We start from the raw sequence: 24,360 nt of genomic DNA on the forward strand, positions 1-24,360 counted from the left end.
TCAGGACCCTCGTGAAACCCCATCCATGGCTCGTTCCGTGGCTCGCCGGCCTGGCCCTGGCCGCCAGCGTGCCCGCCGTCGTCGCCCAAGCTCTGCCGGCGCCAGCCACCGCCGCTCTGGCCACCGACCGCCCCACGCTGGCCCAGGCCATCGACGCCGCCTGGCAGCGCTCCGCCGAGGCGGCCCAGTCACTTGGCCAGCAGCGACAGGCACGTGCCGAACAGGCAGCTGCCAGCAGCCTGCTGGCGGCGCCACCGGCGCTGCAGCTGTCCCAGCGCGAAGGCCGCGGCAGCGCGGCCGAAGGCCAGCGTGAAACCGAAGTCGGCGTGGCCTTGCCGCTCTGGGGCATCGGCGCCCGCGCCACAGCCGGCCAGGCCGCCCAAGCGGAACTCGACTGGAGCCAGGCCGCTGAGCAGGCCGCCCGCCTGCAAGTGGCCGGCCAGGTGCGCGAGGCGCTCGGGCTGCTGGCCGGCCTCGAAGCCGAACAGCGCCTCGCCGCGCTGCAAACCCAGTTGCTCGGCCAGCTGGCGGACGACGTCGACCAGCGGGTCAAGGCGGGCGACCTTGCGCCGGTCGACGCCATGGCTGCGCGCGCTGAATGGCTGACCAGCCAGGCGCAGCAGGCTGAAGCCGAACAGAAGCTGCGGAGCCAGCTGGCGCAATGGCGGCTGCTGACCGGCCTCGCCGTCACGGCCCAGGCCGAGCCGACCGCCGCCGCGCCCACCTTTGACCTCAACGAAAACCACCCGGAGTTGCAGCTGACCGCACGCGGTGTCGAACGGGCCCAGCGCAAGCTCTCCCTGGTGCAGACCCAGCGCGGCGAAGGGCCGGAGTTGGGTGTCAGCCTGCGCCAGGAGCGGCCGGGCCTGGGCAATCCAACGCAGCACAGCGTCGGCGTCGCCTTGCGCCTGCCTTTCGGCACGGCCGCGCACGCCCAGCCGCGCATTGCGGCAGCCCTGGCCGAGGTCGACCTGGCGCTGAACCAGCAGCAGCGCAGCCGGGATCGCCTGGCGGCCCAACTGGCTCTGGCGCGCGAGCAGTTGCAGGGTGCCGACGGCCAGGCCGCCCTGGAGGCCCGGCGCGCCAATCTGCTGCGCGAGCGCGCCAGCCACATCGACAAGGCCTTCAAGGCCGGTGAGCTGCCGCTGCCCGAACTGCTGCGCGCGCTGAATGCCGCCGCGCAGGCCGAAGCGGCGAGCGCTCGCCAGCAGGCTCAACTGCGCCTGGCCCAGGCGCGACTCCAACAAGCCCAAGGACTTCTCCCATGAGCATGACCACCTTGCTGCGGGCGCTGGTCGCCGGCCTGCTCGCAGCCACTCTCAGCCTCGGCGCCATCGCAGGCCCCGGCGCCCACGGCCCCGACGGCGAACACCTCGACGGCCCGGCGGCCAACAACGCCACGGCCAGCAGCCGCCCGCGCATCGAAGCGGCCAGCGATCAGTTCGAGCTTGTCGCCACGCTGGGCACCAAGGAGTTCTCGATGCTGATCGACCGCTTCGCGACCAACGAGCCGGTGCTGGGCGCCCAGGTCGAGATCGAATCGGGCGGCCTCAAGGCCAAGGCGGCTTTCCAGGCCGACATGGGCAGCTATGCCGTCGCCGACGCGGCGATGCTTAAGCTGCTCGGCAATCCCGGTGACCATGCACTCGTCTTCACCATCATCGATGGGAACGAGTCTGACCTGCTGGACGCGACGCTCAAGGTGGCGGCGGATGAAGCGCACGACAGCCACGGCGGTGAATTCCTTGGCGGCAAGGTCTGGATCGGCACGGCCGTTCTTGCAACGCTGCTGATCGGCATCGCCGTCTGGCGGCGCCGCACCCGCACGGCCAAGACCCGGCAAGGAGGTCAGCCATGAAGCGCGCGCTGCTCACGCTGATGCTGGCCGCCGGCACTGCCCTCGCCGGGCCGGGCGCCCATGGCCCCGACGGCGAACATCTGGACCACGCCGCGCCGGGCAATGCGTCGGGCTTGGTGCGCCTGCCGGATGGCAGCGTCAACGTGCCCAAGCTGGCGCAGCGCCGGCTCGGGCTGCGCACACTGTTGGCACCCGAAACCGAGGCTGCCGCCACGCTGGAGCTGCCCGGCCGTGTCGTGCTGGACCCGAATGCCAGCGGCCGGGTGCAGGCCAGCTACGCCGGCCGCATCGAACCGGGTCCCAGGGGCCTGCCCGTGCCTGGCCAGGCGGTGCGCCAGGGCGACGTGCTGGCCTGGCTGCAACCGCAATCCGAGCCTTTCGCACAGGCCAACCAGGAGGCCCAGCGCGCCGAACTGCGCGCCGCCCGCCAGCTTGCCGAACTGCGCCAGAAACGGCTTGAAGGCCTGGAAGCCACCGTGCCGCGCAAGGAGATCGAGGCTGCGCGGCTGGAGGCCGGGTCCCTGGCCGCCCGCGAGCGCAGCATCTCTGCCAGCCTGGGTGCGCGCGTGGCGTTGCGCGCGCCGGTGTCGGGCGTCATCGCCCGCTCTGAGCTGGTTGCCGGCCAGGTTGTCGACGCGCGCGATGTGCTGGTGGACATCGTCGACCCGAGCCGCCTGATGGTGGAAGCGCTGACAACCGACGTGACCTTGGGGCCGCGCATCGCCGGTGCCAGCCTGGCCGACACGGGCGGCGTGAAGCTGCAGCTGGCCGGCGTGCCACTGGCGCTGCGCGAGGGCAGCCTGCCGCTGAGCTTTCGCGCGCGCATCGACAAGGCATCCACGCTCGCGGTTGGCCAGACGGTCAACGTCATCGTCACGTTGAAGGAGACCGCCAAGGGCATCGCCCTGCCCGCCGAGGCCGTCGTGCGCAGCCCTGTCAACGAGGCGGTCGTGTGGATCAAGACCGGCGCCGAGCGCTACCTGCCGCAGCCGGTTCAGCTGCGGCCGCTGGACGCGAAAACCGTGCTCATCACGCGCGGCCTCGCGGCCGACAACCGCGTGGTGGTGCAAGGCGCACCGCTGATCGCGCAGATCCGCTGAAGGGCCGGCCATGTTCAATTGGATCGTCCAGACCAGCCTGCGCAACCGGCTCTTCGTGCTGGCCATTGCCGCGCTGCTGATGGCCTATGGCGCCCTCACCGCCTGGCGCACGCCGGTCGATGTCTTTCCCGACCTCAACAAGCCTCTGGTGACCGTGCTGGCCGAGGCGGGCGGCATGGCGCCGGAGGAGGTGGAGCAGCTCGTCAGCGTGCCCATCGAGACGGCGCTCAACGGCATGCCTGGCATCACGCGGGTGCGCTCGACCTCGGGCGTCGGCCTGTCTATCGTCTATGCCGAGTTCGACTGGGGCACCGACGTCTACGCCAACCGCCAGCAGGTGGCCGAGCGCCTGGCCCAGCTGCGTGGCCAGTTGCCGGGTGACATCACGCCGACGATGGGGCCGGTGTCGTCCATCATGGGTGAGGTCATGCTGATCGCACTACCGCTCGGCGCCAGCGGAGCCACACCAATGCAGGCGCGGGAGTACGCCGACTTCGTTCTGCGCCCGCGGCTGCTGGCCATTCAGGGCGTGGCCCAGGTGGTGCCCATCGGCGGCGAGGTGCGCACGCTACGCGTCGAGCCCGATACCGTGCGCATGGCCCAGCGCGGCGTGTCGCTGACGCAGATCGAGCAGGCGCTGCGCGGCTTTGCCAGCAATGCCGGCGGCGGCTTCATCGACCTGAACAGTCGCGAATACCTGATCCGACACCTCGGCCGCAGCAACCGCATCGAGGACCTGCAAGGCATCGCCGTCGCCTGGAAGGACGGCCGCCCCATCCTGCTGGAGCAGGTGGCCGGCGTGCGCTTCGCCGCTGCGCTCAAGCGGGGTGACGCGGGCTACAAGGGCGCGCCGGCCGTCATCGTCAGCGTGCAGAAGCAGCCGGCCGCCGACACCGTGCAGTTGACGCGTCAGATCGAGACCGCGCTGGACGAGTTGAAGCCCGGTCTGCCCAAGGGCCTGAGCGCGCCGCAGGTGCTGTTCCGCCAAGCGGACTTCATCGACGCGTCGATCTCCAACGTGACCGGTGCGCTGCGCGACGGCGCCATCATGGTGGCCATCGTGCTGTTCGCCTTCCTGCTGTCGGCGCGCACGACGCTGATCTCGCTGGTGGCCATTCCGCTGTCGCTGGCGGTCACAGCGCTGGTGTTCCGCTGGCTCGACCAGTCGATCAACGTGATGACGCTGGGCGGCCTGGCGATCGCCATCGGCGAGCTGGTGGACGACGCGGTGGTCGATGTGGAGAACATCCAACGCCGCCTGCGCGAGAACCGCCTGCTGCCCGAGCCGAAGCCGGTGCTGGAGGTCGTGCGCGCGGCCAGCGTGGAGGTGCGCACCGGCATCGTCTACGCGACGTTGATCGTCGTGCTCGTGTTCGTGCCGCTGTTCGCGCTGCCAGGGATCGAAGGTCGGCTGTTCACGCCGCTGGGCATCGCCTACATCGTGTCCATCCTGGCGTCGATGGGAGTGTCGATGACGGTCACGCCGGTGCTCAGCGCCTTCCTGCTTCCCGGCATGAAGTTGGCGCATGCCGACAGCCCGCTGGTGGCCCGGCTCAAACGCTGGGACGCGCTGCTGCTGGCCTGGTCCTTCCCGCGGGCGCGCCTGCTGATCGGTGCGGCGGCGCTGACCGTCGCGGTGGCTGCGGCCAGCGTGCCCTTCTTCCCACGCGCCTTCCTGCCGGCCTTCAACGAGGGCTCGCTCGTGCTGTCGCTGATGTTCAACCCCGGCACCTCGCTGGCCGAGAGCAACCGCATGGGCGCGCTGGCCGAGACGCTGATCGGCCAGCTGCCGGAGGTCACCCAGGTCGGCCGCCGCACCGGCCGCGCCGAACTGGATGAACACGCCGAGGGCGTGCATTCCACGGAGATCGACGTTGATCTCAAGCGCGATGGCGAGCCCGTCGACCGCGAGGCGGCAATGGCCCGCATCCGCGAGCAACTGGCCTCGCTGCCGGCCCAGGTCGCCATTGGCCAGCCCATCTCGCACCGGCTCGACCACCTGCTGTCGGGCGTGCGTGCGCAGGTCGCCTTGAAGATCTACGGCGACGACACCGACACGCTGCGCGGCCTGGCCGAGCAGATGCGCGCCGGCCTGAGCAACGTGCCGGGCCTGGTTGACCTGACCGTGGAAAAGCAGGTGCTGATCCCGCAGATCGCCGTGCGCCTGGACCAGCGCAAGCTGGCCCAGACCGGCCTGTCGCCCGGCGAGGCGGTGCGCGTGCTGCAGGCGCTGACCGATGGCGCGCATGGCGCGCAGATCGTCGACGGGCAGCGCCGTTATGACCTGGTGCTGCGCCTGCCCGATGACAAGCGCAGCCCGCAAGACTTGGGCACCACGCTGATCGACACGCCGGCCGGGCGGTTGCCGCTGTCCAGCATCGCGACCGTGGAGGAGACCGACGGCCCCAACCAGATCGGCCGCGAGAACGGGCGGCGGCGCATCGTCGTCTACGCCAACACCGACGGGCGTGACATGGGCCAGGTCATCGCCGACATCCGCCAGGTCATCGCCGGGACCGCCCTGCCGACCGGCGCCTTCGTCAGCCTGGAGGGCCAGTTCCAGGCGCAGGAGCAGGCCACGCAGCTGATCGTGGCGCTGTCGCTGGTGTCGCTGGCAATGATGTTCCTGGTGCTCTACACGCGTTACCGCTCGGCCACCTTGGCGGCAATCATCATGGCCAACATCCCGCTGGCGCTCATCGGCGCCGTGCTGGCGATGTGGCTGGCAGGTGTGACGCTGTCGGTGGCCACGATGGTCGGCTTCATCACGCTGGCCGGCATCGCCACGCGCAACGGCATCCTCAAGGTCAGCCACTACATCAACCTGTGCAAGTTCGAGGGCGAGCACTTCGGCCAGGCCATGATCGTGCGCGGCTCGCTGGAGCGGCTGACGCCGGTGCTGATGACCGCGCTGGTGGCGGCCTTTGCGCTGACACCGCTGCTGCTGGCCGGCGACCAGCCCGGCAAGGAGATCCTGCATCCGGTGGCCGTCGTCATCTTCGGAGGCCTCGTCAGCTCAACCCTGCTCGACACGGTGCTGACGCCGGTCGTGTTTTGGCTGGTAGGCGAGCGTCCGTTGACACGGCTGTTACAAGACGTCGAGTCGTCGGCCGAGGCCGAGCAATCGTTCTAGGGCCGTTAACACTACGGCAACGGGTCGCGTTGTGGCCAGAAAGGCCGCGCGCAAGGCGCAAAGCGGAGCCGGGTTGGACACCCGGCGAGCATTTGCAACGCCGCGCGCGGCCTTTCCGGCCACAACCCGAAGGGAAGGCCCGCCGCCAGGGGCCACTCGGCGTTGCGCCACTTGCCTGCACATCAGTGCGGGCGGCGTGTCGCGCCTTGATTGGCCCCTGGCGGCGGGCCTTCGCGACCCATTGCCGTAGCGTTAACAGGCCCTAGACCCTCGATCAGATCGGAGTACCCATGAAAACCAAGCAACTGCTGACTGCCGCCCTCCTCGCCATCAGCGCGCTGGGGATGAATGTCGCGATGGCCCACGGCGCCGCCAAGCCGCGCCACGGCGGCACGGTGCAGGTGGCCAACGACGTCAACTTCGAGCTGGTGGCCGACGCCGACGGCGCGACCATCTACCTCGTCGACCATGACGAGGACATGCCCTCCAAGGGCATCTCGGGCAAGCTGACCGTGTTGAACGGCACGCAAAAGACCGAGGTGGCCGTCAAGGCCACCGAGGGCAACAAGCTGCGTGCCACCGGCGTGAAGATTGCCCCGGGTGCCAAGGTCATGGCCGTGCTGTACAACGTCGAGGGCAGGACCGCGACCGTGCGCTTCACCGTCAAGTAAGGGTGCGCGGCGAGCCCGCTCAACGACAGCCGCAGCAACCGCCGCCCGTGGCTGCGCGGGGCGCGGCAGGTGCGCCGGTTGCTTCGGTGGGCGTGTAGCCCGCTTCCGCAATCGCCGACCTGAACTCGTCTGGGCTGGCGGCGCTGGAGCCGATCTCCACGCGCTTGGACGCCAGGTCGATGGCGACCGCCGCGTCGCTGTCGACACCCTTGACGGCCTTGGTGATCATGCTGACGCAATGTCCGCACGTCATGTCCTTCACTTCGAACGCAATCATCACTGGCTCCTTCAATACGTTGTGGTGAAGGAACTGTGGAGCTTGCCCCCGTGGCAAGGTCAAGCGGCAGATCGCGCGAGGCCAGGTCACGTCGATAGATGCCCCCGCCGAACCGAGGCCTGCCACTGCGCCCATGTGCTGTTGCAAAGCGGCTGGGATAAAGTTTCAGCATGCGTGCACTGCTCCGCTGCCTCCTGGTCAGCCTGCTGATCCTGACCCTGCCCCTCAAGGGGCTGGCGGCGGCCGGCTACATGGCTTGCGGACCGGCGCATGCGGGCGCGGCGTTGCCGCAACATCATGCGACGGCGGACAGTTCGTCTCAACATGATCACCATGCTGAGGCCAGCCAGTCCGCGATGGACGAGACGTCGGCCACGAAATGCGTGCAGTGCGCGCCCTGCTGCGGCGCTGTCGCGCCACAGGCGGAAGCGCCTAGCCTGGCAACCGAGGTCGTCAACGCGGACACGGTCCTGCAGGCGGTCCGCTCCCTCGTGGTGGGCGGCCGCATCGACCGCATCGACCGCCCTCCAAGAAGCCTGCGCTGAGCCGGCCGGCGCCCGCCCGGAGCGCCGCGACCCGCTTCAACTCGACCCCGAGATCCCGAGCGCCTGCCTGACCGGCAGCCGTTGCTGCGGGCTCTTCGATCCACTTCTTTGGACGAGGACAGCATGTTCCCCACCCCCTTGAAAGACGGCCGCACCGCCGCGCGTTCGGCTTGGCCACCGCTGACGCTGGCCATGATCGTCGCCGCAGCCCTGCTGCCCGCCCAGGCGCAGACGGCAGTTGGCAGACCTGATCCCACCGACCCGCAAGCCAGCGCGCCCGCGGTTCGCCATGACAGCGCCCTCGCGCGCTACCGCGCGCTGAAGGAAGCGCCGGCCGGGTCCTGGCAACAGGCCAACGAGGCGGCCCGCCGCGCCGGCGGTTGGCGCGCCTACGCCCGTGAAAAGGTGCAGGCGGATGACGGCCCAGCAGCCCCTGCCGCTGCGGCGTCTGCGGTCAAGCCGAACGAACGGCATGACCACCACGCGCCGCGCTGAAGGAGATCGACCGATGAAACGATCCCGACTTCCGCTTTCCCTGCTGGCCGTCGCCATGCTGGCGGGCTGTGCTTCCGTCGAACCCGGCGCCTCGCTCAACCAGGTTAGGTCGCTGACCCAGGCTCACACCGCGCCAGCGCTGACGGTTGATCGCTCGGCCGAAGACCTGGCCCGCACGCACGCCAAGGTCACGGAGTTGCTGCGCCAGCCCATAGGCGCCGACACCGCCGTGCAGATCGCGCTGCTGAACAACCGTGGCCTGCAGGCCCGGCTGCAGCAGCTCGGCATCACCGAGGCCGAAGTCAGCCAGGCCGCGCGGCTGCCCAATCCCGGTTTCAGCTTCGGCCGCCTCACGCAGGGCGATGAGATCGAGCTGGAGCGAGCGCTGCATGTCAACCTCGCCCGCTTGCTGACCCTGCCCCTGGTCAGCCGGTTGGAGGAACGGCGGCTGCAGGCCGTGCAACGCGAGGTGGCGATGGACGTGCTGAGCCTGGCCGCCGATGCGCGCAAGGCCTGGGTGCAGGCCGTCGCGGCGCGCGAGAGCCTTCGCTATATGCACCAGGTGCAGGAGGCCGCCGAGGCCAGTGCCGAACTCGCTCGCAGGATGCAGCAGGCCGGTAACTTCAATGCGCTGACGCGACTGCGCGAGCAGGGCTTCTACGCCGATGCGGCGCTCGGCCTGGCCCGCGCCGAACAGCGCCAGCGCGCCGCGCGCGAGCGCCTGGCCCGGCTGCTCGGGCTGTGGGGTGACCAGCTGGACTTCAAGCTGCCCGAACGCCTGCCGGACCTGCCGGATGCGCCGCGTGACCAGCCGGACATCGAGCGCCAGGCCCTGGCCCAGCGCCTGGATGTGCAGGCGGCGCGCCTGGCGGCCGAGCAGACGGCACGCAATCTGCGCCTGACCGAGGTGACGCGCTTCGTCAGCGTCTTCGAGCTGGGCTTGGTGCGCAACACGTCCAACGAGGCGCCGCGCCAGACCGGCTGGGAAGTCTCCCTGGAACTGCCGCTGTTCGACTGGGGCGGCGCCCGCGCGGCCAAGGCCGAGAGCCTTTACATGCAGTCCCTGCACCAGGCCGCTGCGACCGCCATCAACGCCCGCTCGGAAGTGCGCGAGGCCTACGGCAACTACCGCGCCAGCTACGACATCGCCCGCCATCACCGCGACGAGATCGTGCCGCTGAGAAAGCGCATCTCCGAGGAGCAACTGCTGCGCTACAACGGCATGCTGATCGGCGTCTTCGAGCTGCTGGCCGATGCGCGCTCGCAGGTCGCCAGCGTCAATGCGTCCATCGAGGCGCTGCGCGATTTCTGGCTGGCCAAGGCGGATCTCGACATGGCCCTGATCGGCCGCGCCACGCTGCCAATGCCGGCCGCAGCCGCTGTGTCCGCCGGCGGCGAAGCCGGTGCGGGCCACTGAAGCCTTTTCAAGGAACCCACATGACATTCAATCGACGCGCCCTGCTCGGCGGGGCCGGTGCGATCACCGCCGCCGCCTCGATGGCCTCGGTCAGCAAGGTGGCGCTTGCCGCACTGCCCGAGCCGGTGCTGCAGACCAAGCCCGACACCATGCCGCCGCTGGTGCCCAACACGGGCCGCCCCTACAACCCGGTCGTCACGCTCAATGGCTGGACCCTGCCCTGGCGCATGAACCAGGGCGTCAAGGAATTCCACCTGGTAGCCGAGCCCGTGGTGCGCGAGATGGCGCCCGGCTTCAAGGCCCACCTGTGGGGCTACAACGGCCAGAGCCCCGGCCCGACCATCGAGGTGGTCGAAGGCGACCGGGTGCGCATCTTCGTCACCAACAAGCTCGGCGAGCTGACCAGCATCCACTGGCATGGCCAGCGCCTGCCCAATGGCATGGACGGCGTCACCGGCCTGAACCAGCCCGGCATCCCGCCGGGCAAGACCTATGTCTACGAGTTCGTGGCGCGCCGCCCCGGCACCTTCATGTACCACCCGCATGCCGACGAGATGGTGCAGATGGCCATGGGCATGATGGGCTTCTGGGTCACGCATCCCAAGGGCCGGCATCCGCTCATCGACGAGGTGGATCGCGATTTCTGCTTCCTGCTCAACGCCTACGACATCGACCCGGGCGCGGCCACGCCCAAGATCATGACGATGCTGGACTTCAACTTGTGGAGCTGGAACAGCCGCATCTTCCCGGGCATCGACCCGCTCGTCGTCGGCTTCAAGGACAAGGTGCGCATCCGCATCGGCAACCTGACGATGACCAACCATCCCATCCACCTGCATGGGCATGAGTTCCTCATCACCGGCACCGACGGCGGTCCGACGCCCAAGAGCGCGCGCTGGCCCGAGATCACCACCGACGTGGCCGTGGGCCAGATGCGCCAAATCGACTTCCTCGCCGACGAGGAGGGCGACTGGGCCTTCCACTGCCACAAGAGCCACCACACGATGAACGCCATGGGCCACGACGTGCCCACCATGATCGNATCGACTTCCTCGCCGACGAGGAGGGCGACTGGGCCTTCCACTGCCACAAGAGCCACCACACGATGAACGCCATGGGCCACGACGTGCCCACCATGATCGGCGTCGATCACAGCGGCCTGGCCGGCAAGATCCGCAAGCTGGTGCCCGACTACATGGTGATGGGCGAGCGCGGCATGAAGGACATGACCGAGATGGCCATGCCGCTGCCCGACAACACGGCGCCCATGATGGCCGGCCAGGGCCCCTTCGGCGCGGTGGGCATGGGCGGCATGTTCAGCGTCGTCAAGGTGCGCAAGGGTCTGAAGAAAGGCGACTACAGCGACCCTGGGTGGTACCAGCACCCCCCCGGCACGGTGGCCTACGAGTTCAACGGCAGCCTGCCGGATGCCGCCCGCTTCCAGTCGGAAAGCGCGGGCCTGATGCCGCCGGTGAAGCGTGCCAAGACCGATGTCGAGGTCAAGGTTCGCAAGCCCAGCGGCGGCCACGGCGGCCATCACTGAGCGCCCATCATGATCAAGAGGACGAACATGAAACAACTCGCCATCGCCACGCTGATCTCGCTTGCAGGGTTGAGCGGTCCCGCCTGGGCCCACGGCAACGACAAGCACGTCAAGCCGGCCACTGCGGTGCAGAAGGAGCAAAAGCCCTGGGGCATCGCCGGTGACGCCAAGCAGGTCCGGCGCACCATCACGCTGAAGATGACCGACAACATGCGCTTCACACCCGACCGCGTCGACGTGAAGCTGGGCGAGACGGTCCGCTTCGTCGTGCACAACGACGGCAAGATGCTGCACGAGCTGGTCATTGGCACCAAGAAGGAACTCGATGAGCATGCCGCGCTGATGCTCAAGTTCCCGAACATGGCGCATGACGAGCCCTATATGGTTCATGTTGACCCCGGCAAGAAGGGCGAGATCGACTGGACCTTCAACCGTGCCGGCGAATTCGACTTCGCCTGCCTGATCGCCGGCCACTACCAGGCCGGCATGGTCGGCAAGATCCTGGTCAGCGCCCAATGAAACCCACGCCGCGTTCGCTCAACACACCGCCAAGAGGAACCCACATGAATCGCAACCACCCGCTCGGCCTGTTCGCCGCAACCCTGCTCACCGTTGTGCTGATGAACCCAGCAGCACAGGCGGCCAGCCATGGCGCACCACCCGCACAGGCCAGCGCCCCTGCAGCCAGCGCCGACATGACCGACGCCGAGGTGCGCAAGGTCGACCGCGACACCGGTAGGTTGACGCTCAAGCATGCCGAGATCAAGAGCCTGGACATGCCGGCCATGACCATGGTCTTCCAGGTGCGCGACAAGGCGATGCTGGACAAGCTTCAGCCCGGCACCCGCGTCCAGTTCAAGGCGGCCCACGACGGCGGCAAGTTCGTTGTGACCGAATTGAAGGTGTTGCCGTGATGGCCGTCGCGCTGCCTCGCCAGGCATGGCGGCTCGCCGGTCTGTCGGCGTTGCTCATGGCACCGTTCGGCGCTGCAGTCGCCGCGAACCACATCGTCGACATCGAGTGGGACGCCCAAGGCCGGTTCGCCCACCAGGCCGAGGTCCCACCGACCAAGTTCGTCGAGGTCTGCGGCAAGCTCACGCCAGGTCAGAAGGTCGCCTGGTCATTCAAGGGCGGCGCCCCGATGAACTTCAACATCCACTACCACCTGGGCAAGGAGACGGTGTACCCGGTCAAGCTCAACGAGGTGAAGGATGGCGCGCAGACGCTGGAGGTGCAGGCCGGACAGGTCTATTGCTGGATGTGGTCGAACAAGACGCCTTCGACGGCGTCGCTTGAGCTTGCCTTGAAGATCGAGCGCTGAGCGCCGGGTGGTCGGCCGAAGCCCGGCCTGGCCATCTCGCGAGCACGGGTGCTAACGCCACGTGAACTAGACTTTTTACACACACACGCCGCTGCTTGCCAAGCCGGCTGCCACAGGCGCAGGGGGCGCTGTCGACAATCTCCGCATGCATTTCGCCACCCGCTTCTTGCGCCTGTTGTGCCTGCTCTTCGCCGTGCAGCTGTGCCCGGCATGGGCCGATGCAACGCCCGCCGCGCTGCACGTGGATGGCCGCGACGACATCGCGCTGTGGCCGGCAGTGACTTTGCTGGCAGACCCCAGCCACCGATTGGGCGTTGCCGACGTGCTCCCACGCCGCGCCGAGTTCGCGCCGCACACCGGCACGCCGGGCAACCTCGGACGGCACGCCGCGGCACTCTGGCTGCATGTGCCGCTCGATGTGGCCGGGCCCGGCCCGCAGCAACGCGTGCTGGAGATCGACTACCCGTCGCTGAACCGCATCGAGGTCTACCTGGTGCGCGACGGCCGGGTGACTTCGCAGCAGTTGATGGGCAACGAGCTGGTCTACTCAGCCCGCCCCCTGCCCTCGCGGGCGCCGGCCGCGCTGCTGACGCTGGAGCCGGGCCGCAGCGAACTGCTGATCCGCGTCAGCACCCGAAGCTCGATGGTGCTGCCCATCACGCTGCGCACGCCGCAAGCTTTCCTGGCAGCGGAGTCGGCCACGCACCTGGTGCAGGGTGTGCTGCTGGGGCTGGCGCTGTGCATGCTGATCTACAGCCTGGCGCACTACATCAGCCTGCGCGACCCGATGTTCCTGCAGTACACCGCGCTGCTGGTCGGCAACCTGGTGTTCCTGCTGTCCTACTTCGGCATCGGGCCGCAATACCTGTGGCAGGACTCGCCGGGGCTGTCGCAGCAGGTGGCGCCGCTCGGCGTGCTGCTCTCGGTGGCCGCGGCGGCCTTCTTCATCAACGGCGCGCTGGTTCTGCGGGACGGCCAGCGCCTGATGTTCCACGCGATGCGCGTCGTGGCGGCGCTGGCCCTGCTGACCATCGCGCTCGCCCTGGCTGGAGTGCTGAGCTACGGCGCGGCCCAGACGCTGGCGATGGTGCTCGGCGTGGGCACACCCGCTTCGGTGCTGCCGCTGGCCTTCGTGAGGATGCTGCGCGGCGAACGCGTGGCTGCCTACATGCTGCTCGGCTGGACCTTCTACCTGGGCGGCGCGGCCATGGTGTCCATGCTGATCCGGGGCTATGTCGAACCGACCGTGCTGGCGCAGTATTGCTTCCCCGCCGGCATCCTCGTCGAGATGGCCGCGTGGATGGCGGTGCTGGGCGTGCGCGTGCAGGCCATGCACCGCAGCGCCGACCGCGCGCGGCTGGAGAGCGAGGGCCTGCGTGCGTTGGCGCATACCGACGCGCTGACCAGCCTGCCCAACCGCCGCGGCCTTCAGGACAGGCTGGCGGCCGCACTGCCGCAGGCCACGGCGCAGCGCCCGCTGGCCGTCTACCTGCTCGACCTGGACGGCTTCAAGCCCGTGAACGACCAGCACGGCCACGATGTGGGCGATGCCCTGCTGGTGGCCGTGGGCCAGCGTCTGCAGCAGCATCTGCGTGACAGCGACGTGGTCGCGCGGCTGGGTGGCGACGAGTTCGTCGTGCTGGCCGACGACCTGGCCGACGACGCCGCCGCGGCCGGGTTGGGCCAGAAGCTGCTGGCGGCCTTCGACGAGCCTTTCGTCGTGCTGGGCCACCGCTGCAAGGTGGGCCTGACCATCGGCTATGCGATGGCGCCCGCGGATGGCCAGCGCGGCAATGAGCTGCTCAAGCGCGCCGACGCCGCGATGTACGCCGGCAAGCGCGCCGGCCGGCATTGCATGCGCCGCGCCGAGCCGGCGAAGGCCGGCGCCTGAGCGACTGGCGACCTTATGCCTTGGGCGGCCGCTTGGGCGCGCGCAGCTCCCCACGGCAGATCGCTCGTACCAACGAGTAGGTGCACATCACGGCGACCGCACCGCCCATCGCGATGGGCAGCAGGGAATCGGTCGCGCTGGTCACGCCTGCGCCGATCACGATGCTGGCGATGCCGAGCAGATAGTTCAGCAGGACGGGGTGGCGGAATTTGGGCACGGCAATCGGGATGAGGGGCAAGTCGCGCCAGTATGGGCACCACCGGCGAACCCGCGCTGCCGCGGCCGAGACCGTTCGGGGCCGGTGCGTGCAAAAGGTCTCGGCGCATGCGCTGCCGCTGTTGCGGGACGACGGCCGGCTCGTCACCAGCTTCACCCGATGGGGCCGTTCGTCGCGCGGGCCATGACATAGCATCGACCCGATGACGGGCATACCAACGAAGCAGCCCAGCCGCGCCGAGCCCCTGCACGGTGGCCCGGCGGACGGCTGGCGCGTGCAGATGTACACGGTGATCTTCGAGGCCGATACGCGGGCCGGCCGCATGTTCGACCTGATCCTGATCGCGATGATCCTGGCCAGCGTCAGCGTGGTCGTGCTGGACAGCATGGCCACGGTGCATGCGCGCTACAAGCATGTCCTGAACGCGCTGGAGTGGGCCTTCACGCTGCTGTTCACGGTGGAGTACATCGCCCGCCTGTCCTGCGTCAGGCACCCGAGGCGGTATGCGGGCAGCGCGCTGGGCATCATCGATCTGGTGGCCCTGCTGCCCACCTACCTGGCGATCCTGGTGCCGGGGCTGAGCGCGCTGATCGACGTCAGGGTGCTGCGGCTGCTGCGGCTGTTCCGCATCCTCAAGCTGGGCGCTTATGTGGCCGAGTTCAGCCTGCTGGGCCATGCGCTGGCCGCGTCCAGGCGCAAGATCCTCGTGTTCATGGCCTTCGTGATGATGGTCGTCACCATCATGGGCACGCTGATGTATGTGGTGGAAGGCCCGGCAAACGGCTACACCAGCATTCCGATGGGCGTGTACTGGGCCATCACGACGATGACCACCGTGGGCTTCGGCGACATCACACCCAAGACCGATCTCGGACGCGCCATCGCGTCGCTGATGATGCTGCTGGGCTGGGGGACGCTGGCCGTGCCGACCGGCATCGTCAGTGCCGAGTTCACCGCACAACGCATGAACCGGGCGCCCACCACGCGCACCTGCCATGAATGCCTGAGCGAAGGCCACTGGCCCAGCGCCAAGTTCTGCCGCGACTGCGGTGCGCCGCTGCCGCCCTGGCGGCACGACGAGCCGGGTACCGGCTGACGCGCCATCTCAGCGGTGTCAGGTGAACGCGTTGGCGACCAAGAACAGCACCGTGCGCGCAATCGCGTAGATGACACCCGCCACCAGCAGCAGGGCCACGGCGGCGACCAGCAGGCCAAAGACCACCCACAGGCCGTCCCTTTCCATCAGGCCCAGGCACAGCACGCACACCGCGAAGGCGGGCAGCATGTTGCCCAGCGGAATCGGCAGAAAGACCACCACGGAAAGCGCCAGGCACACCAGCCCCACCAGGCGCTCGGCACTGCGCCCCGACAAGGCCCGCCAGCGGGGCCGCAACAGCCGCTCGGCGCGCTGCAGCCAGGGGCTGATGCGGGCAACGATGGCAACGAACTGAGCGTGTGACAGCGAGCGCTGCGCCACGAAGGCCGGCAGCCACGGTTTGGAGCCGAGCGCCAGTTGCGCGGCGAGCATCAGCATGGGCAGGCCGAGCACGGCCGACGCGCCGGGCGGCACAGGGATCACGTTCGGCAGAGCGAATATCAGCAGCAGCGCCGCCACGGCACGGTCGCCGAGCAAGTTCAGCAGGTCCTGCAGCGAAACCCGCTCGCGGCCGGTGTCGGCCGCGAGCGATGCCAGCGCCGCTGACAACGGCGGTTGAACGCCTGGGTCGGGACTGTTCCCGCCTGCTTCAGCGTTCACTCGTCCCGGCCGCCAGCCAGGCCGAGCAGTGCCAGCAGCGACTGGAACACGTTGTAGATGCTGAGATAGACACCCAGCGTGGCGCTGATGTAGTTGGTCTCGTAGCCGTCCTGGACGCGCTTGAGGTCATGCAGGATGAAGGCCGAGAAGATGCCGATGGCCAGCACTGAGAGCGTCATCATCAGGGCGCTGCTCTGCAGGAAGAAATTGGCGATGCCCGCGACCAGCAGCAGGATGGCGCCGATGAACAGCCACTTGCCCATGGCCGACAGGTCACGCTTGATGACGGAACTCAGCGTCGCCATGCCCAGGAAGATGACCGCCGTGCCGGCGAAGGCCGTCATGATCAGCCCGGTGCCATTCGCCAGGCCGAGCACCGAGCCCACCAGCCTCGACAGCATCAGGCCCATGAAGAACGTGAAGGCCAGCAGCACCGGCACGCCGGCAGCCGAGTTCTTGGTCTTCTCGATGGCGAACATGAAGCCGAAGGCGCCGACGAGGAAGACCATGAGTCCGATGCCCGGCGACATGGCCCGCGCCAGGCCGGTGGCGAGGCCGACCCAGGCGCCGAGCACCGTGGGCACCATCGACAGGGCCAGCAGCCAGTAGGTGTTGCGCAGCACGCGGTTGCGCTCGACGGCCGGGAGTACCGCGGCCGAATGATGGGAGTGGGGGAATGAAGGATTCATGATGGCTCCTGAAAAGAAAGAGGCTTGGAAGCAATGGGCGCCGAGGCCGCGGAGCGTTGCGCTCGCGCAGGGTCGACGCGGGTCGACCGGGAAGGCGGTTGCCGATGATGGCAACCGAGCGGATCAGCCCTTGCGGGGTGGTCTGTCGAGCCGACTGAGTATGAGGCTCGGCATGAAGGCGCGCACATGCTCGGCTGCAACCGACGGCACCGGCGAGGTTTGCCGCATATCCGCCAATGGCAATGCGCATTCCTGGGGGTCTGCGGCGTTGTCGGTCAAGGCCAGGTCGGCGTCCCAGGCGGCGGGCGCCTGCTCCGGTGAGTCGCGCTCGGCGGGCGCGGCACTGGCTTGGCAACCGTCTGCGACGGCGCTCACAACGGGCTCGCCAGCGGCAGGCGCTGGCGCCGACGCCCAGCCTGCCCCACTGAAGACAACGGCCAGCAGCAGCAGCAACACCAACAGGCAGCGGGAGGTCGACAGGGAAGGCGCGATCACGAGTTCAGTTTAGCAATCGAGGTGCCCACCGCTCGCAGGGCGGCTCTTTCGGCGCCCCTGCGGGCAGGCTGTCGGGTGCGTCATGCCGTGCCGTGGCTACACTGCGCGGCGGGTGCTGAACCGTTCCGCGGAACAGCAGGTGAATTGCGCTGGTCGGGCCGCCACGCGGAGCAACCACGTGCAACCCGCCATGTCCGACAACGTCGTCCAGTACACCGCCCTGGCCATCTTCGTGCTGGCCCTGGCTCACACGTTCGCTGCCAAGCAGCTCGAACGCCTGTCCCACCGCTTCCCCCAACACGCCGGTCTGTTCCACCTGCTGGGCGAAGTCGAGGTGGTGTTCGGCTTCTGGGCCATCGTGCTGATCATGGCCATGGCCCTGTTGCAGGGCGGCGGTGAAGCGCTGGCCTATGCCGAATCGCGCAACTACACCGAGCCCTTGTTCGTCTTCGTCGTGATGGTCGTGGCAGCGTCCCGGCCCGTGCTGCGCACCGTGATCTGGGCGGTGGACGGCATCGCCCGCGTGCTGCCGCTACCCACACCGATGGCGAGCGTCTGGCTGGGCCTGGCGGCCGTGCCGCTGCTGGGCTCGCTCATCACCGAGCCCGCCGCGATGACCATCGCCGCGCTGATGCTGGCGCCGCAGGTGTTCCGGCCGGAGGTTCCCGAGCGGTTGAAGTACTTCGCCCTGGGCGTGCTGTTCGTCAACATCTCCATCGGCGGCACGCTCACCTCCTATGCCGCCCCGCCGGTACTGATGGTCGCTGCGACGTGGCAGTGGGACAGCGCCTTCATGTTCATCAACTTCGGCTGGAAATCGGCAGTGGCGGTAGTGACCAACGCGACCATTGCCACCTTCGTGCTGCGCAAACACCTCGGTTCGGCGTCCGCGCCAGTGCAGCGGCCGGAGGCTGCCGTGCCCGTGCTGGTCGTGCTGGTGCATCTCGCACTGCTGGCCGGTGTCGTGCTGCTCGCCCACCATCCCGTCGCCTTCCTCGGCCTGTTCCTAATGTTCCTCGGCTTCGCGCAGGCCTACGAGCGTCACCAGAACCCACTCATCCTCAAGGAGGCCCTGCTGGTGGCCTTCTTCCTGGCCGGTCTGGTGGTGCTGGGGGGGCTCCAGGCCTGGTGGCTGCAGCCCATCGTCTCCAGCCTCGAACCCGTCGCCCTGTTCTTCGGTGCGCTGGGGCTGACGGCCATCACCGACAACGCCGCGCTGACCTATCTCGGCTCCCTCATCACCACCATCTCCGACGAATCCAAGTACATGCTGGTGGCGGGCGCCGTGGCGGGCGGTGGCCTGACGGTGATCGCCAATGCGCCCAACCCGGCCGGCGTGGCCTTGCTCAAGCGCGGCTTCGAGGATGAATCCATTGGCGCTGGCGGCCTTCTGCTGGGCGCGCTGGGCCCTACCCTGCTGGCGGCAGCGGCCCTACTGCTGCTTTGAACGCGCATCGGCGCCGCTGCCACGCGGCCTTGTCCGACTCCGCGGGAGCCGCGACGCCGACGGGGCTTGCAGGCGCGGCTTCCTAAGCTTCCTGGTGTGACGACCGCCATCCGAGGACGGTGGTTGCACCCCCGAAAGCAAAAGGAGAACCCGATGAAAACGCAAATCCAGAACCGCCTGCTCTGTGCCATCGCCCTGATGGGCCTGAGCAGTGTTGCCTCCGCCAACCTCACCCAGCCCGTCTATTCACAGGCCAAGGATGAAGTGAAGGCCATGTTCAAGGGCGAGCGCGACCGTTGCGGCTCGCTGTCTGGCAACGCCAAGGATGTCTGCGTCGAGCGTGCCAAGGGCCACGAGAAGGTGGCGCTGGCCAATCTTGAATACCAATACACGGGCACGGTCAAGGACCGCAATGACTACCTGGAGTCACGCTACGAGGCTCGCTACCAGCTGGCCAAGGAGATGTGCGATGACAGGTCGGGCAATGCCAAGGACGTCTGCGTCGCCCAGGCCAAGGCCAACCATGACAAGGCCAAGGCCGACCTGAAGGCGAACAAGGCCGTCGCCGAGGCGCAGTCCGACGCGATGGAGACCAAGCTCAAGGCCGATTACAAGGTTGCCAACGAGCGCTGCGACTCCCTGTCGGGCAATGCCAAGGACAGCTGCCAGGCCAGCGCCAAGGCACGCTACTTCCAGTAAAGACAAACGCCCGCTGCATTCATCGCAGCGGGCGTCACTCATACAAGCCGCCGGTCGTGAACCGGCGGTTTTTTATTGCGGCTTGGGGGCCGGCGTTGTGGGCTGCAGCGTCGGCGCAGCGGCATCGCCGACGGCGACGACCTGGGGCGCCTGCGGCAATGTCAGCCTGTTGTCGACGCCGCGCACACCCTGAGGCGCACCGGCCAGCACGGTGGCGCGTTCCTTGGCGACCGCGTCGGGCGCTGGGCCCTCCAGGCGGACGATGCCCTGGGTGGTGGTGACATCAATGCGGGGCGCGCTCAGGGCCGGGTCGGCGGCCAATGCGGTCTTGACCTTCAGGCTGATGGCGGTGTCGTCGACCGCCGTCGTGACGCCGTCCAGCGCGTTGCGCGACACATCCACGGCCGCGTTCTGTGAATCGGTCACCGCTCGGCCCGCCTCGCTGCCGATCTGGCGCACGCTGGAGACGGCATCGTCAAGCTGGGTGCCCAGGGTGCGCGGGTCGTGCATGTTCGACACAGCGATGGCCGCGATGGCCGCGCCCAGGCCGAGCGCCAGCAACCAACCACCCACCCCCGACCTTCGCCGGCGTGGCTCCGGCGCTTGTACAGGCGGCTGAACGACAGGGTGGACGGCAGGCTGGCCATACGGCGGCAGGTTGTCGCGCCAGTCGTCGGGCTTCGTGCTGTTTGAAGTTTTCATGACGGTCTCCTGGATGGGACAGGCTTCGGCCAGCCTGCAGGCCAAGTCTGGTGGGCGGAGTAGCGCCGGCCCATCAGTCGCCGCAGCCGTCGGTTGTAGGACCACGCGCTGCTGCGCGCGGAGGCCGCAACGGCTTCGCTTTGTCCGATAGCGCGCTCGGCATCCCGCCGACAACGTCGCCACTGCCGCCGACAGATCATTTGCTCATCCCACTTGAAGCGCCGCCGCCATGAAGCTCCGCCTGCTCTTCTCGCTGCTCGGTCTGTCACTCGCGCAAGCTGCTCTTGCCGAGGGCTTGCCGGCAGGCACAGCTGCTGCCGGCCAAAGCACCGGCCTGGCCGCAGCCGACCCGGAACTGAACTGGCGCGACCCACGATGGCTGAGCCGCCAGCGCGAGCAGTCGCGCTGGCGCTACCAACTCGGTGTTGAGCAGCAGCTGCGCTCACCGGTGCAGTTCGGTCCGCAGGCCGCGGTCCGCGAAGCGGTGTGGGCAGGCGTCAGCTATGACTTCACTCGCCGTCTCAGCGGCGGTGTGGAGTCGCCGGTCTGGGAGCGTGATACCGGGTGGGCGTCGCGCATGGCATTTCAGAAGTCCAAGAAAGAAGGCCTGGCCGGCCTGCGCGGCGCGTTCAGCTATCAGCTGTCGCCGCAAAGCCGGCTGACACTGCGCCCGCGGGCGCGGAACGTGATGTTGAGCTACTCGGCCACTTGGTGAAAGAATTGCGCCGGTTCGCCGGCGGGGCTCCCCAAGGCGCCAGAGCCCTCGCGATGCGAACGGCTTGTTCAGGCGGGCTTGGCCGACAGACCAGCGCAGTAGCTGATCAGCTCTTCAAGCTGGCGGCACTTGTCGAACACACGCTCGGCACCCAGCATGGCGCAGCGCCGCCGCACTTCGTCGGTGGCGTAGTTCGTCAGCACGATGCGGCGGGCCGCAACGCCAAGGCGCTGGGCCGCACGCAGCACGCCCAGGCCACTTCCTGAGTTGAGGAAGACATCGACGATGACGACGTCGGCCTTCCTGGCGCCTGGCCGGCTCATCCAGTGCACCGCCGACTCCTCGTCGCCGGCGCTGCCGATGACCTCGACGTTGGCCAGTTCCTCAAGCGTGCCGGCCAGGTTCTCCCGGATGACGGGGCTGTTCTCGACGATGAAGGCACGCAATGCAGTCATGGAAACCTCGGCTCAGGCCAGCGCGGTACGTTGTTTGGGCCGCCTGCAAACCGGCTGAGCCGGCTGCAGGCGTTGGCCATCAGCTGTTGCGCGCGACGGTCAGCTGGTTGTCGACCGAGCGGACACCGTCCACCGCCGACGCCAGCGTCGTGGCGCGGGCCTGCGACCCAGCGTCGGGTGCCGTACCACTCAGCACGACGCGACCGGCTTCGACCTTGACGTCGATCTGCGTTGCCTTGAGCTTGTCGTCGGCCATCAGCGCAGCATTGACCTTGGTCACGATGCTCGCGTCAGCCATCGCGTCGGATGCGGTCGCCGTGGCGTCCTTGAGCTTGTTCTCGGCCGTGTCCATCGCCTGGCCAGCCTCGACCTTGGCTTCTGCGCCCGCCTGCTTGGCTTCGGCAATCGCACCATCAAGTTTCTGGCCGGCCGTGCGGTCGTCTTCTTGCTTGCTGCAGGCGGCCAGGGCGGCTGCGAGAGCCAGGGCGCCGAACAACGGCGCACGGAAGGTGGTGTTGCGTTTCATCATGCGTCCTTCTTCTTCATCGTTGAAATGTCGGAGACATCGATGTCCCCAACTGGGGTGACTGGTTGCGCGGCGCCATGTTGGCGGCCATGCCTATCGCGTGCCGGACGTTGCCGGCCCGCTGCGCCTGGCGCAATTGCTCGCCCTGGCGAACGTTCTCCTGCAGGGTATTGATGAAAGCCGCCATCAACATGGCACCCAATGCGGCCGCCACCATCGACGTCAGCCAGACAGGTGGCGTCACACGAGGCAGGTTGCGGGTCAGGGCTTTCATCGTTCACTCCGTGTCGGCCAACTTGACCGTGGAATGAACTGTGCAAAAAACCGGGCGATTGAGCTGCCGGTCGCTGACCCAAGCTGATGTAGGACAGAAACCGCGACCTGACTCGTGTAGGACACCGCTGATCGCATACGGCGCATGGCGTCGTTACGCTTACGCACATCCCTCAATGGATGCGGAGTGAAAACATGATTCGAGTTGGCATCGTTGACGACCACGCCATCGTGCGCTCAGGCCTACGGCAATTCCTGAGCGAGAACGTCGACCTCCGCGTCACGGGCGAGGCCGGCAACGGGCGCGACGCGCTGGAACTGGCGCGCGGCGGCGAGGTGGACGTGCTGTTGATGGACATCTCCATGCCCGGCCAGAGCGGCGTGGATGCCCTGTCCGCCATCAAGACACGCTTTCCGGACTTGCCGGTGCTGATCCTGAGCGGCTTTCCGGAGACGCACTACGCCACGACGCTGCTGCGCCAGGGCGCCAGTGGCTACCTGAACAAGGAATGCGACCCCGAGGAAATCGCCAACGCGATCCGCACCGTGGCGCGCGGCCGGCGCTACATCAGCCCGGCGGTGGCCGAGCTGCTGGCCGACGGCGTCGCCGGCGGCGCCTCCGACCGGCCCCTGCACGAGTCGCTGTCCGAGCGCGAGCTGCAGGTCTTCCTGCGCTTGGCCAAGGGCGAGACGGTGGGCGACATGGCCAAGGCAATGTTCCTCAGCGTCAAGACTGTCAGCACCTACCGCACCCGCGTGCTGGAAAAGATCAAGTTGGAGACCAACAGCGACCTGACTTACTACGCGCTGAAGAACGGCCTGATCCAGTAGGAAGCCAAGCCGCCGCTCCATGACAAACGGCCCCTCGCGGGGCCGTTCTGCTTGGTGCTGGACGCTCAGCGGCCGATGTTCATCGGCGCCATTGACAGGCTGGCGCGCGACTGAGTCGCAATGCGGCGCTCCAGGTCGGCATGGTCGATGGCGTCGGCCAGATAGCGCTCTTCCGTGTCGGACTGGGTGTCAGCGGTCAGCGCGCTGCGCAGGGAGTGCAGCAGGTTGTGGATCAGGCTCATGGCGGTTCGGGCTTGTGGCACCGTCGTTATAGGGTAAACCCGATTATAGGGTAACCACTAGTTTTTCGAGGCCCGCCTCCGAATGGTCGCCCGTGCTACGCCACTTCCAGCACGTTTCCAGCCTGTGTCCAGGCCTCAATGCCACCGCGCAGCACGCGGGCCTGGTAGCCCTGGCGCTGCAGCCACTGCGCGGCGCGAGCGGCGGAGACGTCATTGGGACAGGCGCAGTAGGTGACGAACTCGGCGTCCGCCGGCCAGCCCGCGAGTGCCACGTCGCCCAGGGCACCGAGGTCGAGAAGGCGCGCGCCGGGGATGCGGCTGGCGGGCGGCCCGCCGCGCACGTCAACGAAAACGACCTGGCAGCCCTGCTGCTGCAAGGCCGTCACTTCGGCGGGGTCCAGGCGCTCGAAGCCATTCAGCTCACGCCGCACGACAGCGCGCCGCCACAACCGCCAGGCCAGATAGGCCGCGATTACCGCCACGCCCAACGCGATGGCCGCGCTGCCCAGCCGGCCCAGCTCACGCAGCAGCGCATCGATCTGCGCATGGAAGACGCGGCCCGCCGCCAGGCCGGCGGCGGCCCAGAGCGCCGAGCCGAGCAGATTCCAGGTCAGGAAGCGCCCGGCCGTCATGCCCAGGGCGCCGGCGAGCGGCGGCGCCAGCATGGACAGCCCCGGCACGAACTTGGCGATCAGCAAGGTCAGCGCGCCTCGACGGGCAAAGCTGATCTCGTTCTGACGCACGCAGCTGTCGGGCGAGATGGAAACCCGGCACAGCGCCGTCAGCACGCGCCGCCCCAGGCGCCGGCCGGCCCAGAACCATATTGCGTTAGCCACGACCGCGGCGCCAGTGATGGCGGCGAAGGCGCGCAGCGCGAAGCCGTCACGCGAGGCCGACTCCGCACCCAGCAACAACAGCAGCGGCGTGGACGGCAGCGGCGCGCCGAGCTGATGAAGCAACACGGCCACGGCCACGGCGATCAGGCCGTGGCGGGAGAAGAGTTCGGTCAGCAGTTCCATAGCGGTTTGCGACGCAGCATAGAGCGTCAGGCCTGCCCCGGCC

At 68.3% G+C, this 24,360-nt stretch carries 29 protein-coding genes and 1 pseudogene; 19 read left to right on the forward strand and 11 right to left on the reverse strand.

Annotated features, from left to right (window positions below):
• Nucleotides 1–11 precede the first annotated feature (11 nt).
• The 5 genes from ASC81_RS23210 (at nucleotide 12) to ASC81_RS23230 (ending at nucleotide 6,762) form a co-directional block, all read left to right on the forward strand.
• Nucleotides 12–1,268 (forward strand): TolC family protein, encoded by a 1,257-nt coding sequence (locus tag ASC81_RS23210; protein ID WP_056272784.1) that lies wholly within the window; start codon nucleotides 12–14, stop codon nucleotides 1,266–1,268.
• On the forward strand, nucleotides 1,265–1,858 hold the full coding sequence (locus ASC81_RS23215; RefSeq protein ID WP_156392384.1) for a hypothetical protein: 594 nt from the start codon (nucleotides 1,265–1,267) through the stop codon (nucleotides 1,856–1,858). Before ASC81_RS23210 ends, ASC81_RS23215 begins: the two co-directional genes overlap by 4 nt.
• Nucleotides 1,855–2,958 carry an efflux RND transporter periplasmic adaptor subunit gene (locus tag ASC81_RS23220; RefSeq protein WP_056272789.1) on the forward strand — a complete coding sequence of 368 codons (1,104 nt, stop codon included), beginning with the start codon at nucleotides 1,855–1,857 and terminating at the stop codon, nucleotides 2,956–2,958. Before ASC81_RS23215 ends, ASC81_RS23220 begins: the two co-directional genes overlap by 4 nt.
• Nucleotides 2,959–2,968: 10 nt before the next feature.
• Complete coding sequence (locus ASC81_RS23225; RefSeq protein WP_056272792.1) at nucleotides 2,969–6,091, forward strand: efflux RND transporter permease subunit; 3,123 nt, start codon at nucleotides 2,969–2,971, stop codon at nucleotides 6,089–6,091.
• Nucleotides 6,092–6,381: 290 nt separating this feature from the next.
• A complete protein-coding gene (locus tag ASC81_RS23230; protein WP_056272795.1) occupies nucleotides 6,382–6,762 on the forward strand; it encodes a hypothetical protein in 381 nt (126 codons plus the stop codon).
• Between the two features lie 19 nt (nucleotides 6,763–6,781).
• Here the strand turns inward: ASC81_RS23230 and ASC81_RS23235 are convergent, their stop codons facing one another.
• Nucleotides 6,782–7,039 carry a heavy-metal-associated domain-containing protein gene (locus tag ASC81_RS23235; protein ID WP_056272797.1) on the reverse strand — a complete coding sequence of 86 codons (258 nt, stop codon included), beginning with the start codon at nucleotides 7,037–7,039 and terminating at the stop codon, nucleotides 6,782–6,784.
• A 170-nt stretch (nucleotides 7,040–7,209) separates the two neighbouring features.
• Here ASC81_RS23235 and ASC81_RS23240 point away from each other — a divergent pair, with 170 nt between their 5' ends.
• From ASC81_RS23240 to ASC81_RS23275, 9 genes and pseudogenes are all read left to right on the forward strand, one after another.
• Nucleotides 7,210–7,584, forward strand: a complete 375-nt coding sequence (locus ASC81_RS23240; protein WP_056272800.1) for a hypothetical protein — start codon at nucleotides 7,210–7,212, stop codon at nucleotides 7,582–7,584.
• Nucleotides 7,585–7,707: 123 nt separating this feature from the next.
• Nucleotides 7,708–8,079, forward strand: coding sequence for a hypothetical protein (locus tag ASC81_RS23245; RefSeq protein ID WP_156392385.1), 372 nt, complete (start codon nucleotides 7,708–7,710; stop codon nucleotides 8,077–8,079).
• A 13-nt stretch (nucleotides 8,080–8,092) separates the two neighbouring features.
• Nucleotides 8,093–9,496, forward strand: a complete 1,404-nt coding sequence (locus tag ASC81_RS23250; RefSeq protein WP_056272806.1) for a TolC family protein — start codon at nucleotides 8,093–8,095, stop codon at nucleotides 9,494–9,496.
• 20 nt (nucleotides 9,497–9,516) lie between these two features.
• Nucleotides 9,517–10,537 (forward strand): copper oxidase (locus ASC81_RS23255; RefSeq protein WP_235533750.1); only part of this gene is annotated, 1,021 nt, incomplete at its 3' end.
• A gap of 1 nt (nucleotide 10,538) precedes the next feature.
• A pseudogene (locus ASC81_RS27995) lies at nucleotides 10,539–11,039 on the forward strand (multicopper oxidase domain-containing protein); the annotation flags it as partial.
• A gap of 27 nt (nucleotides 11,040–11,066) precedes the next feature.
• Nucleotides 11,067–11,558, forward strand: coding sequence for a plastocyanin/azurin family copper-binding protein (locus ASC81_RS23260; RefSeq protein WP_056273381.1), 492 nt, complete (start codon nucleotides 11,067–11,069; stop codon nucleotides 11,556–11,558).
• Nucleotides 11,559–11,602: 44 nt separating this feature from the next.
• The gene (locus ASC81_RS23265; RefSeq protein WP_056272810.1) at nucleotides 11,603–11,953 is read left to right on the forward strand and encodes a copper-binding protein; all 351 of its coding nucleotides are present in this window, start codon (nucleotides 11,603–11,605) and stop codon (nucleotides 11,951–11,953) included.
• Nucleotides 11,953–12,360, forward strand: coding sequence for a hypothetical protein (locus tag ASC81_RS23270; RefSeq protein WP_056272813.1), 408 nt, complete (start codon nucleotides 11,953–11,955; stop codon nucleotides 12,358–12,360). The genes ASC81_RS23265 and ASC81_RS23270 overlap by 1 nt, the downstream gene beginning before the upstream one ends.
• Before the next feature lie 145 nt (nucleotides 12,361–12,505).
• Entirely contained in the window at nucleotides 12,506–14,251 is a 1,746-nt protein-coding gene (locus ASC81_RS23275; RefSeq protein WP_056272816.1) for a diguanylate cyclase, read from the forward strand.
• A gap of 13 nt (nucleotides 14,252–14,264) precedes the next feature.
• Here ASC81_RS23275 and ASC81_RS23280 read toward each other — a convergent pair whose 3' ends face one another.
• The gene (locus ASC81_RS23280) at nucleotides 14,265–14,489 is read right to left on the reverse strand and encodes a hypothetical protein (protein ID WP_156392387.1); all 225 of its coding nucleotides are present in this window, start codon (nucleotides 14,487–14,489) and stop codon (nucleotides 14,265–14,267) included.
• A gap of 181 nt (nucleotides 14,490–14,670) precedes the next feature.
• Here ASC81_RS23280 and ASC81_RS23285 point away from each other — a divergent pair, with 181 nt between their 5' ends.
• Nucleotides 14,671–15,564, forward strand: a complete 894-nt coding sequence (locus ASC81_RS23285) for an ion transporter (protein ID WP_056272821.1) — start codon at nucleotides 14,671–14,673, stop codon at nucleotides 15,562–15,564.
• Between the two features lie 18 nt (nucleotides 15,565–15,582).
• On the opposite strand, the gene ASC81_RS23290 is transcribed toward ASC81_RS23285, so the two are convergent.
• The 3 genes from ASC81_RS23290 to ASC81_RS23300 form a co-directional block, all read right to left on the reverse strand.
• Nucleotides 15,583–16,173 carry an exopolysaccharide biosynthesis protein gene (locus ASC81_RS23290; RefSeq protein WP_235533751.1) on the reverse strand — a complete coding sequence of 197 codons (591 nt, stop codon included), beginning with the start codon at nucleotides 16,171–16,173 and terminating at the stop codon, nucleotides 15,583–15,585.
• Nucleotides 16,174–16,220: 47 nt separating this feature from the next.
• On the reverse strand, nucleotides 16,221–16,913 hold the full coding sequence (locus tag ASC81_RS23295; protein ID WP_056272826.1) for a Bax inhibitor-1/YccA family protein: 693 nt from the start codon (nucleotides 16,911–16,913) through the stop codon (nucleotides 16,221–16,223).
• A 123-nt stretch (nucleotides 16,914–17,036) separates the two neighbouring features.
• Nucleotides 17,037–17,369: a hypothetical protein gene (locus ASC81_RS23300; protein ID WP_156392388.1), complete on the reverse strand. Its 333-nt coding sequence runs from the start codon at nucleotides 17,367–17,369 to the stop codon at nucleotides 17,037–17,039.
• A gap of 229 nt (nucleotides 17,370–17,598) precedes the next feature.
• Between ASC81_RS23300 and ASC81_RS23305 the strand changes: the two genes are divergently transcribed.
• Together ASC81_RS23305 and ASC81_RS23310 are read left to right on the forward strand one after the other, a co-directional pair.
• On the forward strand, nucleotides 17,599–18,855 hold the full coding sequence (locus ASC81_RS23305; RefSeq protein WP_056273385.1) for a putative Na+/H+ antiporter: 1,257 nt from the start codon (nucleotides 17,599–17,601) through the stop codon (nucleotides 18,853–18,855).
• A gap of 153 nt (nucleotides 18,856–19,008) precedes the next feature.
• A complete protein-coding gene (locus tag ASC81_RS23310) occupies nucleotides 19,009–19,554 on the forward strand; it encodes a hypothetical protein (RefSeq protein WP_056272831.1) in 546 nt (181 codons plus the stop codon).
• A 72-nt stretch (nucleotides 19,555–19,626) separates the two neighbouring features.
• Here the strand turns inward: ASC81_RS23310 and ASC81_RS23315 are convergent, their stop codons facing one another.
• Nucleotides 19,627–20,256, reverse strand: a complete 630-nt coding sequence (locus ASC81_RS23315) for a BON domain-containing protein (protein ID WP_156392389.1) — start codon at nucleotides 20,254–20,256, stop codon at nucleotides 19,627–19,629.
• A gap of 229 nt (nucleotides 20,257–20,485) precedes the next feature.
• Between ASC81_RS23315 and ASC81_RS23320 the strand changes: the two genes are divergently transcribed.
• Nucleotides 20,486–20,971, forward strand: a complete 486-nt coding sequence (locus ASC81_RS23320) for a hypothetical protein (protein ID WP_056272836.1) — start codon at nucleotides 20,486–20,488, stop codon at nucleotides 20,969–20,971.
• 68 nt (nucleotides 20,972–21,039) lie between these two features.
• Here the strand turns inward: ASC81_RS23320 and ASC81_RS23325 are convergent, their stop codons facing one another.
• The 3 genes from ASC81_RS23325 to ASC81_RS23335 form a co-directional block, all read right to left on the reverse strand.
• Complete coding sequence (locus tag ASC81_RS23325) at nucleotides 21,040–21,426, reverse strand: response regulator transcription factor (RefSeq protein WP_056272838.1); 387 nt, start codon at nucleotides 21,424–21,426, stop codon at nucleotides 21,040–21,042.
• Between the two features lie 79 nt (nucleotides 21,427–21,505).
• The gene (locus ASC81_RS23330) at nucleotides 21,506–21,952 is read right to left on the reverse strand and encodes a BON domain-containing protein (protein WP_162245954.1); all 447 of its coding nucleotides are present in this window, start codon (nucleotides 21,950–21,952) and stop codon (nucleotides 21,506–21,508) included.
• Nucleotides 21,953–21,968: 16 nt separating this feature from the next.
• Nucleotides 21,969–22,226, reverse strand: a complete 258-nt coding sequence (locus ASC81_RS23335; RefSeq protein ID WP_056272843.1) for a hypothetical protein — start codon at nucleotides 22,224–22,226, stop codon at nucleotides 21,969–21,971.
• A 194-nt stretch (nucleotides 22,227–22,420) separates the two neighbouring features.
• On the opposite strand from ASC81_RS23335, the gene ASC81_RS23340 reads away from it, so the two are divergent.
• Entirely contained in the window at nucleotides 22,421–23,056 is a 636-nt protein-coding gene (locus tag ASC81_RS23340; RefSeq protein WP_056272844.1) for a response regulator transcription factor, read from the forward strand.
• Nucleotides 23,057–23,121: 65 nt separating this feature from the next.
• Here the strand turns inward: ASC81_RS23340 and ASC81_RS27235 are convergent, their stop codons facing one another.
• Nucleotides 23,122–23,298 (reverse strand): DUF3563 family protein, encoded by a 177-nt coding sequence (locus ASC81_RS27235; protein WP_156392390.1) that lies wholly within the window; start codon nucleotides 23,296–23,298, stop codon nucleotides 23,122–23,124.
• A gap of 95 nt (nucleotides 23,299–23,393) precedes the next feature.
• Nucleotides 23,394–24,317, reverse strand: coding sequence for a VTT domain-containing protein (locus tag ASC81_RS23345; RefSeq protein WP_056272846.1), 924 nt, complete (start codon nucleotides 24,315–24,317; stop codon nucleotides 23,394–23,396).
• Nucleotides 24,318–24,360 lie beyond the last annotated feature (43 nt).

The organism is Pelomonas sp. Root405, from assembly GCF_001425165.1.
In the GTDB taxonomy this organism is placed as follows: domain Bacteria; phylum Pseudomonadota; class Gammaproteobacteria; order Burkholderiales; family Burkholderiaceae_C; genus Pelomonas.

Excerpts from the sequence above, each read along its gene's own strand:
- ASC81_RS23325 (WP_056272838.1), bottom strand. The coding sequence starts at position 21,426 with ATGACTGCATTGCGTGCCTTCATCGTCGAGAACAGCCCCGTCATCCGG.
- ASC81_RS23345 (WP_056272846.1), bottom strand. The coding sequence starts at position 24,317 with ATGGAACTGCTGACCGAACTCTTCTCCCGCCACGGCCTGATCGCCGTG.
- ASC81_RS23235 (WP_056272797.1), bottom strand. The coding sequence starts at position 7,039 with ATGATTGCGTTCGAAGTGAAGGACATGACGTGCGGACATTGCGTCAGC.
- ASC81_RS23225 (WP_056272792.1), top strand. The coding sequence starts at position 2,969 with ATGTTCAATTGGATCGTCCAGACCAGCCTGCGCAACCGGCTCTTCGTG.
- ASC81_RS23310 (WP_056272831.1), top strand. The coding sequence starts at position 19,009 with ATGAAAACGCAAATCCAGAACCGCCTGCTCTGTGCCATCGCCCTGATG.
- ASC81_RS23250 (WP_056272806.1), top strand. The coding sequence starts at position 8,093 with ATGAAACGATCCCGACTTCCGCTTTCCCTGCTGGCCGTCGCCATGCTG.
- ASC81_RS23285 (WP_056272821.1), top strand. The coding sequence starts at position 14,671 with ATGACGGGCATACCAACGAAGCAGCCCAGCCGCGCCGAGCCCCTGCAC.
- ASC81_RS23335 (WP_056272843.1), bottom strand. The coding sequence starts at position 22,226 with ATGAAAGCCCTGACCCGCAACCTGCCTCGTGTGACGCCACCTGTCTGG.
- ASC81_RS23260 (WP_056273381.1), top strand. The coding sequence starts at position 11,067 with ATGAAACAACTCGCCATCGCCACGCTGATCTCGCTTGCAGGGTTGAGC.
- ASC81_RS23270 (WP_056272813.1), top strand. The coding sequence starts at position 11,953 with ATGGCCGTCGCGCTGCCTCGCCAGGCATGGCGGCTCGCCGGTCTGTCG.
- ASC81_RS23230 (WP_056272795.1), top strand. The coding sequence starts at position 6,382 with ATGAAAACCAAGCAACTGCTGACTGCCGCCCTCCTCGCCATCAGCGCG.
- ASC81_RS23320 (WP_056272836.1), top strand. The coding sequence starts at position 20,486 with ATGAAGCTCCGCCTGCTCTTCTCGCTGCTCGGTCTGTCACTCGCGCAA.
- ASC81_RS23305 (WP_056273385.1), top strand. The coding sequence starts at position 17,599 with ATGTCCGACAACGTCGTCCAGTACACCGCCCTGGCCATCTTCGTGCTG.
- ASC81_RS23220 (WP_056272789.1), top strand. The coding sequence starts at position 1,855 with ATGAAGCGCGCGCTGCTCACGCTGATGCTGGCCGCCGGCACTGCCCTC.
- ASC81_RS23340 (WP_056272844.1), top strand. The coding sequence starts at position 22,421 with ATGATTCGAGTTGGCATCGTTGACGACCACGCCATCGTGCGCTCAGGC.
- ASC81_RS23275 (WP_056272816.1), top strand. The coding sequence starts at position 12,506 with ATGCATTTCGCCACCCGCTTCTTGCGCCTGTTGTGCCTGCTCTTCGCC.
- ASC81_RS23330 (WP_162245954.1), bottom strand. The coding sequence starts at position 21,952 with ATGAAACGCAACACCACCTTCCGTGCGCCGTTGTTCGGCGCCCTGGCT.
- ASC81_RS23240 (WP_056272800.1), top strand. The coding sequence starts at position 7,210 with ATGCGTGCACTGCTCCGCTGCCTCCTGGTCAGCCTGCTGATCCTGACC.
- ASC81_RS23295 (WP_056272826.1), bottom strand. The coding sequence starts at position 16,913 with ATGAATCCTTCATTCCCCCACTCCCATCATTCGGCCGCGGTACTCCCG.
- ASC81_RS23265 (WP_056272810.1), top strand. The coding sequence starts at position 11,603 with ATGAATCGCAACCACCCGCTCGGCCTGTTCGCCGCAACCCTGCTCACC.
- ASC81_RS23215 (WP_156392384.1), top strand. The coding sequence starts at position 1,265 with ATGAGCATGACCACCTTGCTGCGGGCGCTGGTCGCCGGCCTGCTCGCA.
- ASC81_RS23315 (WP_156392389.1), bottom strand. The coding sequence starts at position 20,256 with ATGAAAACTTCAAACAGCACGAAGCCCGACGACTGGCGCGACAACCTG.
- ASC81_RS27235 (WP_156392390.1), bottom strand. The coding sequence starts at position 23,298 with ATGAGCCTGATCCACAACCTGCTGCACTCCCTGCGCAGCGCGCTGACC.
- ASC81_RS23245 (WP_156392385.1), top strand. The coding sequence starts at position 7,708 with ATGTTCCCCACCCCCTTGAAAGACGGCCGCACCGCCGCGCGTTCGGCT.